Below are 12,049 nucleotides of genomic sequence, written 5' to 3'. Positions count from 1 at the left end.
CCTGCACCGTGCCCACCCGGGTGCGACATGGTGACCGGCGGCGGCACAGTGACCGACGGCGCTCCGGGCGGCGCTCCGGCCGACGAGATAGCCGCGGGCACGCCGGACGGCGTGCTGGAGGCGGAGCTGCTGCGGCTCGCGGGCTCGGTCCCGGACCCGGAGCTGCCGGTGCTCTCCCTCGCCGAGCTGGGAGTGCTGCGCGGTCTGCAGCTGGTCGGCCCCGGCCGCGTCGAGGTGCAGCTGACGCCGACCTACACCGGCTGCCCGGCCATCGACACGATGGTCACCGACATCACCCAGGTCCTGCGCGAGCACGGTATGGCCGAGGTGTCCGTCCGTACGGTGCTGTCGCCTGCCTGGTCGACCGACGCGATCAGCGCCGAGGGGCGCCGCAAGCTCGCCGAGCACGGCATAGCGCCGCCGCGCCCGGTCGGCAGCGGCGGCCCGGTGCCGCTCGAGCTGTCGGTGCGCTGCCCGCACTGCGGCTCGGTGGACACCACCGTGCTGAGCCGGTTCTCCTCCACCGCGTGCAAGTCCCTGCGCCGTTGCGAGAGCTGCCGCGAACCGTTCGACCACTTCAAGGAGTTGTGAATGTTCCATCCGCTCCGGGTCACCGGGATCGAGCGGCTCACGGACGATTCGGTGACCGTGACCTTCGACGTGCCGGCCCCCCTGCGCGAGACGTACCGCTTCGCGGCAGGCCAGCACCTCGCGGTGCGCCGGTTCGTGGACGGCTCCGAGATCCGGCGGACGTACTCGGTCTGCGACCCGGCTCCCGGGCCCGGGGGGCCGGAGAGCCTGCGGGTCGGCGTGCGGCTGGTCGAGGACGGTGAGTTCTCGGTGTACGCCCACAAGGAGCTGGCGGTGGGCGACCTGGTGGACGTCATGCCGCCGATGGGCCGGTTCATCCTCGATCCGCGCCCCGGCTACTTCGCGGCCGTGGTCGGCGGCAGCGGCATCACGCCGGTGCTCTCCCACATCGCCACCGTGCTCGGGCGGGAGCCGTCGGCCCGCTTCTGTCTGGTGCGCAGCGACCGGACGGCCGCTTCGACGATGTTCCTGGAGGAGATCGCCGACCTCAAGGACCGCTATCCGGACCGGCTCCAGCTGGTGAACGTGCTGTCCCGCGAGGACCAGCAGGCCGGGCTGCCGTCCGGCCGGCTGGACCAGGAGCGGCTGACCGCCCTGCTGCCCGCGCTGCTGTCGGTGGAGACGGTGGACGGGTGGTACCTGTGCGGCCCCTTCGGGCTGGTGCGGGGAGCCGAGCAGGCGCTGCGCGGACTCGGGGTGGACCGGTCCCGGATCCACCAGGAGATCTTCCATGTGGACGACGGCCCGGTGACCGGCCCCGCCCGGACCCCGGCCGCGGTCGGCAGTGTGGTCGCCGCGACGCTCGACGGGCGCGGCGGGAGCTGGCCGTCCGAGGGCGGCGAGTCCGTCCTGGAGACGGTGCTGCGCAACCGCTCGGACGCCCCGTACGCCTGCAAGGGCGGGGTGTGCGGGACCTGCCGGGCCCGGCTGGTGTCGGGCGAGGTGCGGATGGACCGGAACTTCGCGCTGGAGCCCGACGAGACCGAGGCCGGCTATGTGCTGGCCTGTCAGTCGCATCCGCTCACCGACCGGGTGGAGCTGGACTTCGACGCGTAACGGTGGTCCCCCGCTATTCCCTCTCACTAGAACGTGTTCTAACCTGACGCACTGTCAGGGACCGTAGCGGTGGGAGGGGCTAGCAGTGGACTTCAGCTTCACCGAGGAGCAACTGGCGGCGGTCGAGGCGGCGCGGGCCGTGTTCTCGGGAGTCGCGCCGGACTCGGTCCCCAGCCCCGCGCTGACCCAGGGGGCCGTCGCCGAGGACTTCGACCGCGCCCTCTGGCGCAAGCTCGCGGACAGCGATCTGCTGAGCCTCGCCCTGGCCGGCACCTACGGCGGCGCCGGTCTCGACCCGATGGCGCTGTGCCTCGTGCTGCGTGAGGCCGGCAAGGTGCTCGCCCGGGTGCCGCTGCTGGAGACCTACGCCGCCGGGCTCGCCGTACAGACCTACGGCTCCGCGGCGCTGCGCGCCCGGCTGCTTCCGGCGGCGGGCAGCGGCGGGGTCGTCCTCACCGTCGCCGCCAACGGCCGCACCGGCCATGACGGGGCCGAGCTCTCCGTTCAGGCGCGGCAGCACCAGGACGACGGGACCGAGGAGCCGGGCCAGTGGCTGCTCGACGGGGTGCAGACGGCCGTCCCATGGGCGCAGCAGGCCGATCACATCCTGGTGCCGGCCCACACCACCGAGGGCCGGCCGGTCATCGCGGTGGTCCCCCGGCTCCACGAGGGCGTCACGCTCGCCGAGCAGGTCTCCACCAGCGGTGAGCGGTTCGCCGAGATCACGTTCGACGGGGTACGGATCCCGGCCGATGACGTCATCACCGCGGACGGCAGCTGGGAGTGGCTGCGCAATGTGCTCGCCACCGGCACCTGCGCCCTGGCTCTGGGCCTCGGCGAGGCGGTCCTCGGCATGACCAGCTCCTACGCCGGCAAGCGTGAGCAGTTCGGGTACCCCATCGCGACCTTCCAGGCGGTCGCGGTGCAGGCCGCCGACCGCTACATCGACCTGCGGGCGATGGAGGCCACCCTCTGGCAGGCCGCCTGGCGGCTGAGCATCGACACCCCCGGCGCGCTGCCCTTCACCGGCGATGTCGCGGTCGCGAAGATCTGGGCGTCGGAGGGCGTACGGCGGGTCGTGCAGACCGCGCAGCACCTGCACGGCGGCTTCGGCGCGGACACCGACTACGCGCTGCACCGCTACCACGCCTGGGCCAAGCAGCTGGAGCTGTCGCTCGGTCCCGCCGCCGCCCACGAGGAGGTCCTGGGCGACCTGATCGCCGCCCACCCGCTCGGCTGAGGCCTGGGGGCCTGCTACAGGACGAAGGCCGGGCCGCCGCCGTCCGACACCAGCGGCCGCCCGGCCGCTTCCCAGCCGAGCATCCCGCCGTCCACGTTCACCGCGTCGACGCCCTGGGCGATCAGGTACTGGGCGACCTGCGCCGACCGTCCGCCGACCCGGCAGACCACATGCACCGTGCCGCCGTCCGGCACCTCGGCGATCCGGCTCACGACCTCGCCCATGGGGATGTGGAGGGCGTGCTGCGCGTGCCCGGCCGCCCACTCGTCGTTCTCCCGGACGTCCAGCAGGATGCCATCGGCCGGAACACCGGCGGCGTCGACGGCGGGCAGCTGGGAGTTGAACATGGGAAGGGCCTCCTCGGCACAACGAGCTCAGCACGGGCTCGGCGCGGGCTCAGCTCGCGTTCAGCGGGCTCAGCGCGCACGACACACACAGCGGACCTGAGAAAACTACCTCAGCCCTCAGCGGGCCGGACCAGCTCGGCGAGCCGTGCCTCCCGCGCCCCGACCTGTTCCAGCAGCTGCTCGGCGATCTCGTTGAGCAGCCCGTCAGGATCGTCGGGGGACAGCTTCATCATCTGCCCGATCGCGCTGCCGTCCAGATCCGTGGCGATCACGGACAGCGCCTCCTTGCGTTCGGCCAGCCACTCCAGCCGGGCGTAGAGCACCTCCGCCTCGGTCGGCAGCTCCTCCTCGAGCACCGGCCCGGCCTCCCACTCCGCCCCCAGCTCGCGCAGCCGGTCCTCGTCGGCGTCCGCGTAGGCCTCGTTGACCCGTGCGATGAAGACGCTGCGCCGCTCCTTCTCCGCCTCGTCCTGCGCCAGGTCCGGGTGCGCCTTGCGGGCGAGCTCGCGGTAGAGCCGCTGCGCCTCCTTGCCCGGCCGCACCCGGCGCGGCGGATTGGGGTCCTCGACCGGCCGCACACCGTCCTGGCCGAGCATCCCCTCGAAGAGCTCCTCTATGCCCGGCATGGGCATGACGAGGGCGCGGGCCTCCCAGGCCCGCTCGATGTCCTCACGGTCGCCGCTGTTCGCCGCCACCGCCTCCGCGATCAGGGCGTCCAGCTCGTCCAGCCGGGCATACATCGGGCCGAGCCGCTGGTGATGCAGCCGGGAGAAGTTGTCCACCTCGACCCGGAAGGTCTCCACCGCGATCTCGAACTCGATGAGCGCCTGCTCAGCGGCGCGCACCGCCTTCGCCAACCGCTGGGAGGCCGCTTGATCCACCTGTTCCGCTTCCGGGTTCGTCACCCGCACAGCGTACGGATTCCGGCGGCCCCCCGTCCCGGGGCCCGGCACCGAAGCCATGCCCCGGAGCCGTACCGCCGGGCCCCACACCCCTTCCGCGCCCCCGAAAGATTCCGTTTCGCACCGGATCAAGACCGGATCAAGACCGGCTCGGACCGGATCGGACCGCAACCGAGGCAGGTCCGAGCCAGGACCGAGCCAGGACCGACGCCCTAGATTCCGAGTTCCGCCGCGACCTTCCCCGTCCTGATCGCGCCGAGCAGCTCCGCGTGATCGGCCTCCGTGCGGTCCGCGTACGCCACCGCGAAGGACGTGATCGCCGTGTCCAGCTCCTCGTTCTTGCCGCAGTACCCGGCGATCAGCCGCGGATCCGCGCTGTGCGAGTGCGCCCGCGCGAGCAGCGCCCCGGTCATGCGCGCGTAGTCGTCGATCAGCCCCGCCTCCAGCGACGCCGGATCCACGCTCCCCTTCCGGTTCCGGAACTGGCGCACCTGGTAGGGCAGCCCGTCCACGGACGTCCACCCCAGCAGGATGTCGCTGACCACCTGCATCCGCTTCTGCCCGAGCACCACCCGCCGGCCCTCGTGCGCACCGTGCGAGCCGTGCGCATCGTGCGAGCCGCGCGCGGAGCTGGAGGCGGCATCCGCCTCCGCGGTGTCGAATCCGGCCTTCGCCACGTACGGCCGCAGCGCGGACGCCCGCGCCTCCTTCACCTGGAGCACCAGCGGCTCCCCGAGGTGGTCGAGCAGCAGCACCACGTACGACCTGGTCCCCACGCTGCCGGTCCCCACCACCCGGAACGCCACATCGTGCACCGCGTAGCGCGCGAGCAGCGGCAGCCGGTCCTCCGACACCGTCCGCAGATAGCCGTCCAGCGCTCCGGCGACCGCCGCGGCCTCCGCGTCCGGCACCCGCCGCAGCACGGGCAGCGCGTCGACGAAGCGCCGTCCGCCGTCTTCCAGCAGCTCGGTCGACCGCGCGACGAACTTCGCGCTGGTGTTCTTCCGCGCCTTGGCCGACACCTGTTCCAGCGTGCCCAGCAGATCGCGCGCGTCCGCGTGCGCGACCAGCTCCTCGTGCGCGATGGCGTTCCACGCGTCCAGCACCGGCAGCTTGGCCAGCAGCCGCATGGTGCGCCGGTACGCGCCGACCGCGTCGTACGCCGCCGACCGGCAGATGTCCTCGGACGCGCCCGCCTCCCGCCCGGCGAGCACCAGCGAGGCCGCGAGCCGCTTCACATCCCATTCCCACGGGCCGAGCAGCGTCTCGTCGAAATCGTTGATGTCCATGACCAGCCGGCCGCGGGCGTCGCCGTAGAGGCCGAAGTTCGCGGCGTGCGCGTCACCGCAGATCTGGGCGCCGACACCGGTCACCGGGGTGTCGACGAGATCGGCCGCCATCAGCCCCGCGGAACCGCGCAGGAAGGAGAACGGGCTCGCCGCCATCCGTCCGACGCGGAGCGGTATCAGCGCTTCGATCCGGCCGGAATTCGACGCCTCCAGCGCCCCCAGCGGGCCCGGCCGGTCACCGCCGGCCGGCAGCTGGTCGTGTGCCGACCGGGGCACCCGGCCCCGCAGCGCCTTGCCCGCGGTCCTCGCCGTGGCCTCGTGCGGCCAGCGCGCGAACCCCGTGGTCCGCGGCACCCTCAACTCGCTCATGCGCTCTCCCCGTCAGCGAGCGGACGCCCCGATGCCACTTACCCCACCACTGGGGGCAATCTGGCCATTTGGTCGACCCCGCCCGAAGTTTCGTGCTTGCCTTGAGCCAGGACCCTACTCAGCGCCGAACCGCAGGTGCACGACGTTGAACGAGATGACCCGGCTTTCCCAGTCCGCCGATACGGCCAAAAGCCCGTCCAAGGGTTCGGCCGCCGGCGCGGAAGCGAAGACGGAGATGGACGTGTCCGTCGACTCTGCCTCCGGAAACGGCAGCGGCAGCACAGCCGGCACCGCGGCCGGCAACGGCTCCGCCGCGGCGCCGCTGGCCACCACCGGGGTGGCCGCGCTCCTGCGGCTCGCCGTCATCTGCGTGGATCCCGACGGCCGCGTCTCCTACTGGAACCGCGGCTCCGAGGAGCTCTTCGGCCACCGCTGGGAAGGCGTTTTCGGCCATCGTGCCTCCGGGCTGCTGACCGCCTCCGGCGCTCCGCACGAGGACACCCTCGATCTGCTGGACGACCTCACCCACCCCGCCTGGGCCGGTTCGCTCGCCACCACCGACCGGGACGGCACCGTTCGCGACGTGCTGTGGTGGACGTACCGGATCATGGAACCCGCCGGCCGCAGCCTGCTGGCCATCGCCGCCAACGCCAAGCCACTGCGCGCTGGTTCGCTGCGGATCGCCCTCGGCGACCGCCTGCTGCCGTACGCCGCGGAGGAGCCGGCGCGCGAGGCCCGCGAGGGCATCTCGGTCTCCGCCCAGCTCGCGCCCGTCCCCGACCTGGCGCACGCCCGGCAGCTGACCAACCGGCTCGGCATCGTGCTGCCCCGGGTGAGCGCCGGCCGCCTCGAACGGATCATGCGGCAGGTCGTCCCGCTCGGCTACCCCGTCCTGCGGGTGGACGGCAGCACGGAACTCCCGGTCCTGCCCAGGGAGTACGAGGCCGATGGCGGAACGTTGCGCCCGGCCCGCACCAACCGCCGGGAGCTGCTCCCCGCACCCCGTTCGGGCTCCGGAACGTCCGTCGAGACGACAGTCGCACCGGCCGCCGGGAACTCGGCCGGCAACTCCGCCATGGGCCGGACCACCGGGGTACGCACCGGCGCCGACGGCCTGACCGCCGTCCCCGCCGTACCGGTCTTCGCGACGCCCGCTCCCGGCCATGTGCTGGACGAACAGCTCGCGTTACTCCGTGAGACCGGCACCAAGGTCGGCAGCACCCTCGATCTCGACACCACCGCACGCGAGCTGTGCGCCGTGACCGTCCCGCGCTTCGCGGACTTCGCGGCGATCCTCATCGTCGACCAGCTGTTCTCCGACACCGAGCTGCCGAAGGACGACCGGCCGTCCGACACCGTCCTGCTCCGCCGGGTCGCCGTCGCCCTGCACGGGCCGCCCGGCGCCTGGGACAGCGCCGTCCCGGAGGGCGAGTTGATCACCCTCTCCGCCGACGACATCACCCCCCGCCTGAGCGAGCCGCTGCTCGTCCCCGTCATCGAACCGGGGCTCGCCCAGGACCTCGCGCTCGACCTGGGCGTGCCGGCCCTCGGCCCGCTGCTGCCCGGCCGTTCCATGGTCGTGGTCCCGCTCACCGCGCGCGGTACGGTCCTCGGCCGGATGTGCTTCCTGCGCCAGCCGAACCGGCGCCCGTTCGACGCCAAGGACGCCGCGACCGCCGGCGAGATCGTCACCCGCGGCGCCGTCCACCTCGACAACGCCCGGCTGCACCGCTTCGAGTCCCGGGCCGCCGCGACGCTGCAGCGCAGCATGATGCCGACCCGGCCGCCCAAGATCCCCGGCGTGCGCATCGCGCACCACTACATGCCGGGCGACCGCCAGGCGCAGGTCGGCGGCGACTGGTTCGACGCGATCCAGCTCCCGGGCGGCCGTGTCGCGCTCATCGTCGGCGATGTGATGGGGCACGGCCTGATCAGCGCCGCCGTCATGGGCCAGTTCCGCACGTCCGTCATCACCATGGCCGCCCTCGACCTGCCGCCGGCGCAGCTGCTGCGGCACCTCGACAACCTCGCGCACCGGCTGGGCCCCGAACACCTCGCCACCTGCGTCTACGCGGTCTACGACCCGATCCACCGCAATCTGACCCTCGCCAACGCCGGTCACATCCCGCCCGTCCTGGCCCGCCACGACGGGGTCAGCGAGCTGCTGCAGATCCCCAAGGGAGCGCCGATCGGCGTCGGGGGCGTGCCGTTCGAGACGGTCGAGATCCCGGTGCCGGACGGCAGTTGGCTGGTGCTGTGCACGGACGGCCTGGTCGAGGTCCGCGGCCAGGGGATAGACGCGGGTCTTGCCGCCCTGTGTGCCAATGTCATCGAGCCGCAGCAGACCCCCGAGGACGTGTGCGCGCAGATCCTCAGCCGGCTGCACTCCGAGGACCGGCGGGACGATGTCGCCCTGCTCGTCGCCCGGTTCGAGGGCATCGCCTCCAAGGACGTCGCCCAGTGGACGCTGCGCATGGACGACGCGGAGGTCCGCACCGCGCGTGAGCTCACCCGGCAGCAGCTCGGCATCTGGGGTCTCGACCGGCTCATGGACGTCACGGAACTGCTGGTCAGCGAGCTGGTCACCAATGCGCTGCGGGTGGCGTCGCACGACGTCCAGCTGCGGCTGATGAACGTCGGCAAGCTGCTGGTCGAGGTCAGCGACGACGATCACAACCTGCCGCAGTTGCGGCGGGCCGACGCGGACGACGAGGAGGGGCGCGGCCTCGCGCTCGTCTCGCATCTGTCGCGGCGCTGGGGTACGAGCCGCAAGGCGGTCGGCAAGGTCGTCTGGTTCGAACTCCCGCTGCCGGGCTAGAACTTCGGCTTCGGGACGGGACTTCGACTCCCGGACCGGTGCGACCGCGCCGGGTCGTTCAGCAGATCTCGGGCTGCTGGGGCCGGGAGGGGCTGGCGTGCGCGCCCGCGCACGGCCCGGCCGGGTCGCCCGCTGCGTCGATGCCGCCCAGCAGATACGTCTCGGCCCACTGGCCCAGCTCGTGCAGGGCCGGGCCGAGACCGAGGCCGGCCTCGGTGAGCCGGTAGGTCACGCGCAGCGGCGGGCCTTCGTCGACCTCACGGACGACCAGTCCGGCGTCGACCAGCTCGCTCAACCGGTCCGACAGCATGCGCTCGCTGATCTTGGGGAGGGCTCTCCGCAGGTCGGCGTAGTACGCCGCCCGCTGGGTGAGGACGGCCACGATCAGCCCGGTCCACCGTTTTCCCAGCAGCTCGAAGACGCGCGTGAGCGCGATGTCGACGCCCGTACACACCTCGGCCCCGAGCTCTGCCTGCGCCTGCTGTCCCCGTTGCATGGGTACAGCGTACTGCCGTCCCACTTGCTACTGCAGAAAAGTAAGCTACTGTGATATCAATAGCTACATACGAAAGAACGCAGACGCCCACGGTGGCGCGACGTTCGCCCCGTCTTCCGAGAGTGGAGGCATTCCCATGCCCACCTTGCTGCACATCGACTCCTCCGCCTTCCACGAGGGCTCCGTCTCCCGCGAGGTCGCCGCGACCTTCCGCAAGGAATGGGAGGCGCAGCACCCGGACGGCACCGTGATCTACCGCGACCTCGCGGCCGATCCGCTCCCCCATCTGACCGCCGACGCCATCACGGCGTCCTTCGTCCCGGCGGCCGACCACACCCCCGAGCAGCGGGCCGCCCACGCTCTGCGGGAGACCCTCGCCGAGGAGCTGGAGCGGGCCGACGCGGTGCTGATCGGCACCCCGATGTACAACTTCACGATCCCCTCCAGCCTCAAGGCATGGCTGGACCAGGTGATCATCATCGGCCGCACCGGCGGCGAGGGGTCCACGGTGGCCGGCACCCCGGTCACGGTCGTGACCGCCCGCGGCGGTTCGTACGCCGCCGGCACCCCGCGGGAGAGCTTCGAGTTCGCCTCGAACTACCTGGAGAAGGTCCTCACCGGCATGCTCGGCCTCGAAGTCGACTTCATCGTCCCTGAGCTGACGCTCGCTCATGTGAAGCCGGAGATGGCCGACCTCCGGGACCTGGCCGACGCGTCGCGCACCCGCGCCCACGAGGAAGCGGTCTCCAAGGCCAAGGCACTCGCCGTCCGCCTGGCAGCCTGAGGCCCCTCGCCCTGCCGTCTGCGTTACGTGTCACCCGTTACGCGCCGCTGGCCCCGCCCGATTCCGGGCGGGGCCATTCGCGTCCCTCCAGCGCCTCGATGCTGCGGTTGAACCGGGTGAGTACGTCCTCGAACTGCCCGATCTCCCGCGGCGTCCAGTCCGCGAGCACCCAGCCCAGGCCTTCCAGATGGACCGCCCGGTCGGCTGTCAGCCGGTCCTTGCCGGCACTGGTGATCCGCAGCTTCCGCGCCATTCCGCCGTCCGGATCCGCGACGCGCTCCGCCAGCCCGGCCCGCAGCAGCGCCGCCGTCTGCCGGTTGACCGTCGAGGTGTCGAGGCCGAAGGCCTCCGCGAGCTGTCCGATGGACATCGCGCCGTCCGCTTCGATCCTGGTCAGCAGCAGATAGGCGGACTTCTCCAGCCGCCCGCCCGCCGGGTCCCGGCGGGCCATCACCTGGTGCCGGGCGACAAGCATCAACTCCCGTTCGAGTCGCTCCAGCACACTGCCTCCTATGTCACCGCGTCCTGCGCGCCGCGCGTACCCACGAGGGACGCAATGTGCACGATACACAGCCTGTGTGTCGTGCACATCAACAACTTCACCCGGAGGCGGTACACGTGCCCCAGATATCCGATCCAGTGGCCCGCGACCGGGGCAGCTCCATCGTCGTGGTGCTCGCGTTCGCGGGCATCGTCGTGGCGGTCATGCAGACCCTCGTGGTCCCGCTGATCCCCGAACTCCCCAAGCTGCTGCACGCCTCCGCCTCCGACGCCTCATGGGTGATCACCGCCACCCTGCTGGCCGGCGCGGTCGCCACCCCCGTCATGGGCCGGCTCGGCGACATGTACGGCAAGCGGCGGATCCTGCTCTTCAGCCTCGGCCTGCTGATCATCGGCTCGCTGATCTGCGCCTTCACCACCTCGCTGCTCCCGATGGTGGTCGGCCGGGCCTTCCAGGGCGGCGCGATGGGCGTCATCCCGCTCGGCATCAGCATCATGCGTGACGAGCTGCCCAAGGAGCGGATGGGCTCCGCGATGGCCCTGATGAGCTCCTCGCTCGGCATCGGCGGGGCGCTCGGCATGCCGGGTGCCGCGGCGATCGCCCAGCACTTCGACTGGCACTCGCTGTTCCTGTGCTCGGCCGGGCTCGGGGCGGCGGCCGCCGCGCTCATCTTCTTCCTGGTCCCCGAGTCGACGGTGCGCACCCCCGCACGGTTCGACTTCCCCGGTGCGGTCGGGCTCTCGGCGGGGCTGGTCTGCCTGCTGCTGGCGGTGTCCAAGGGCGGCGACTGGGGCTGGGGCAGCGGCACCACCCTCGGACTGCTCGGCGCCGCCGTGCTGATCCTGCTCGGCTGGGGCACCTTCGAGCTGCGGACCACCGCGCCGCTGGTGGATCTGCGGACCACCGCCCGCCCCCGGGTGCTGCTCACCAACCTCGCGTCGGTCCTGGTCGGGTTCGCCCTCTTCGCGATGTCGATCGTGCTTCCGCAGCTCCTGCAGTTGCCCAAGGCGACCGGTTACGGTCTCGGCCAGTCGATGGTCGCGGCCGGGCTGTGCCTGGCGCCCGCCGGGCTGGTGATGATCGTGATCTCCCCGCTGTCGGCGCGGATCTCGGCCGCCCGCGGCCCGAAGACCTCGCTGATGCTGGGCGTGACGGTGGTCGCCGCCGGTTACGCCATGGGGCTGTTCCTGATGGACACCGTCTGGGAGGTCATCCTGGTATCGGCGGTGATCGGCACCGGCATCGCGCTCGCCTACGCCGCCATGCCCGCACTGATCATGGGCGCCGTGCCGCTGTCGGAGACCGCGGCCGCCAACGGCCTCAACACCCTGATGCGGTCGATCGGCACCTCGGTCTCCAGCGCGGTCGTCGGTGTGGTGCTCGCCCATATGACGCATCCGTTCGGCGGCATGCCGCTGCCCACGCTGAACGGTTTCCGCGTCGCGTTCGCGATCGCCTGCGGGGCCGGCCTCGCCGCCCTGCTGATCGCGGCCTTCATCCCGGCCCGCCACACCCGGCCGCAGCTCGCGGCTTCCGGCCCGGCCACGGTCAACGCGCCCGCCGACCAGCCCGCCTAGGAGTCCACCGGCGAACACCGCGGACACGGCGAACGCTGCAGACGGAGCAGACGCCGAAGACACGGCAGACACAGAAGG

11 protein-coding genes are annotated in these 12,049 nt (G+C 72.1%); 6 read left to right on the top strand and 5 right to left on the bottom strand.

The annotated features are described in order from the left end of the window. Positions 1-27: 27 nt before the first annotated feature. From paaD to O3W51_RS00770, 3 genes are all read left to right on the top strand, one after another. Positions 28-591 carry a 1,2-phenylacetyl-CoA epoxidase subunit PaaD gene (paaD, locus tag O3W51_RS00780; protein WP_187144950.1) on the top strand — a complete coding sequence of 188 codons (564 nt, stop codon included), beginning with the start codon at positions 28-30 and terminating at the stop codon, positions 589-591. After that, positions 592-1,647: a 2Fe-2S iron-sulfur cluster-binding protein gene (locus O3W51_RS00775; protein WP_164295651.1), complete on the top strand. Its 1,056-nt coding sequence runs from the start codon at positions 592-594 to the stop codon at positions 1,645-1,647. An 85-nt stretch (positions 1,648-1,732) separates the two neighbouring features. Next, positions 1,733-2,887: an acyl-CoA dehydrogenase family protein gene (locus tag O3W51_RS00770; protein WP_138351218.1), complete on the top strand. Its 1,155-nt coding sequence runs from the start codon at positions 1,733-1,735 to the stop codon at positions 2,885-2,887. A gap of 14 nt (positions 2,888-2,901) precedes the next feature. On the opposite strand, the gene O3W51_RS00765 is transcribed toward O3W51_RS00770, so the two are convergent. The 3 genes from O3W51_RS00765 to O3W51_RS00755 all read right to left on the bottom strand — a co-directional run bounded on the left by O3W51_RS00765 (position 2,902) and on the right by O3W51_RS00755 (position 5,794). Then, a complete protein-coding gene (locus O3W51_RS00765) occupies positions 2,902-3,234 on the bottom strand; it encodes a rhodanese-like domain-containing protein (protein WP_138351217.1) in 333 nt (110 codons plus the stop codon). 110 nt (positions 3,235-3,344) lie between these two features. After that, entirely contained in the window at positions 3,345-4,196 is an 852-nt protein-coding gene (locus tag O3W51_RS00760; protein WP_374117298.1) for a hypothetical protein, read from the bottom strand. A 152-nt stretch (positions 4,197-4,348) separates the two neighbouring features. Continuing rightward, positions 4,349-5,794 (bottom strand): DUF2252 domain-containing protein, encoded by a 1,446-nt coding sequence (locus O3W51_RS00755; RefSeq protein ID WP_138351215.1) that lies wholly within the window; start codon positions 5,792-5,794, stop codon positions 4,349-4,351. A 154-nt stretch (positions 5,795-5,948) separates the two neighbouring features. Here O3W51_RS00755 and O3W51_RS00750 point away from each other — a divergent pair, with 154 nt between their 5' ends. Further along, the gene (locus O3W51_RS00750; protein ID WP_269282841.1) at positions 5,949-8,612 is read left to right on the top strand and encodes an ATP-binding SpoIIE family protein phosphatase; all 2,664 of its coding nucleotides are present in this window, start codon (positions 5,949-5,951) and stop codon (positions 8,610-8,612) included. 58 nt (positions 8,613-8,670) lie between these two features. On the opposite strand, the gene O3W51_RS00745 is transcribed toward O3W51_RS00750, so the two are convergent. Further along, a complete protein-coding gene (locus tag O3W51_RS00745) occupies positions 8,671-9,108 on the bottom strand; it encodes a winged helix-turn-helix transcriptional regulator (RefSeq protein WP_138351214.1) in 438 nt (145 codons plus the stop codon). Positions 9,109-9,244: 136 nt separating this feature from the next. On the opposite strand from O3W51_RS00745, the gene O3W51_RS00740 reads away from it, so the two are divergent. Beyond that, on the top strand, positions 9,245-9,892 hold the full coding sequence (locus O3W51_RS00740) for an FMN-dependent NADH-azoreductase (protein WP_138351213.1): 648 nt from the start codon (positions 9,245-9,247) through the stop codon (positions 9,890-9,892). Positions 9,893-9,929: 37 nt separating this feature from the next. On the opposite strand, the gene O3W51_RS00735 is transcribed toward O3W51_RS00740, so the two are convergent. Continuing rightward, positions 9,930-10,367 carry a MarR family winged helix-turn-helix transcriptional regulator gene (locus O3W51_RS00735; protein ID WP_138351339.1) on the bottom strand — a complete coding sequence of 146 codons (438 nt, stop codon included), beginning with the start codon at positions 10,365-10,367 and terminating at the stop codon, positions 9,930-9,932. 230 nt (positions 10,368-10,597) lie between these two features. Between O3W51_RS00735 and O3W51_RS00730 the strand changes: the two genes are divergently transcribed. Further along, complete coding sequence (locus tag O3W51_RS00730; protein ID WP_443048232.1) at positions 10,598-11,971, top strand: MFS transporter; 1,374 nt, start codon at positions 10,598-10,600, stop codon at positions 11,969-11,971. Positions 11,972-12,049: the final 78 nt, after the last annotated feature.

Origin of the sequence: Streptomyces sp. H39-C1 (assembly GCF_027158125.1) — a bacterium.
Taxonomy (GTDB): Bacteria; Actinomycetota; Actinomycetes; order Streptomycetales; family Streptomycetaceae; genus Actinacidiphila; species Actinacidiphila fildesensis.
This window is presented reverse-complemented; position numbering and strand designations above follow the sequence as displayed.

Excerpts from the sequence above, each read along its gene's own strand:
- O3W51_RS00755 (WP_138351215.1), bottom strand. The coding sequence starts at position 5,794 with ATGAGCGAGTTGAGGGTGCCGCGGACCACGGGGTTCGCGCGCTGGCCG.
- O3W51_RS00750 (WP_269282841.1), top strand. The coding sequence starts at position 5,949 with ATGACCCGGCTTTCCCAGTCCGCCGATACGGCCAAAAGCCCGTCCAAG.
- O3W51_RS00730 (WP_443048232.1), top strand. The coding sequence starts at position 10,598 with ATGCAGACCCTCGTGGTCCCGCTGATCCCCGAACTCCCCAAGCTGCTG.
- O3W51_RS00765 (WP_138351217.1), bottom strand. The coding sequence starts at position 3,234 with ATGTTCAACTCCCAGCTGCCCGCCGTCGACGCCGCCGGTGTTCCGGCC.
- O3W51_RS00735 (WP_138351339.1), bottom strand. The coding sequence starts at position 10,367 with ATGCTTGTCGCCCGGCACCAGGTGATGGCCCGCCGGGACCCGGCGGGC.
- O3W51_RS00740 (WP_138351213.1), top strand. The coding sequence starts at position 9,245 with ATGCCCACCTTGCTGCACATCGACTCCTCCGCCTTCCACGAGGGCTCC.
- O3W51_RS00760 (WP_374117298.1), bottom strand. The coding sequence starts at position 4,196 with ATGGCTTCGGTGCCGGGCCCCGGGACGGGGGGCCGCCGGAATCCGTAC.
- paaD (WP_187144950.1), top strand. The coding sequence starts at position 28 with ATGGTGACCGGCGGCGGCACAGTGACCGACGGCGCTCCGGGCGGCGCT.
- O3W51_RS00775 (WP_164295651.1), top strand. The coding sequence starts at position 592 with ATGTTCCATCCGCTCCGGGTCACCGGGATCGAGCGGCTCACGGACGAT.
- O3W51_RS00745 (WP_138351214.1), bottom strand. The coding sequence starts at position 9,108 with ATGCAACGGGGACAGCAGGCGCAGGCAGAGCTCGGGGCCGAGGTGTGT.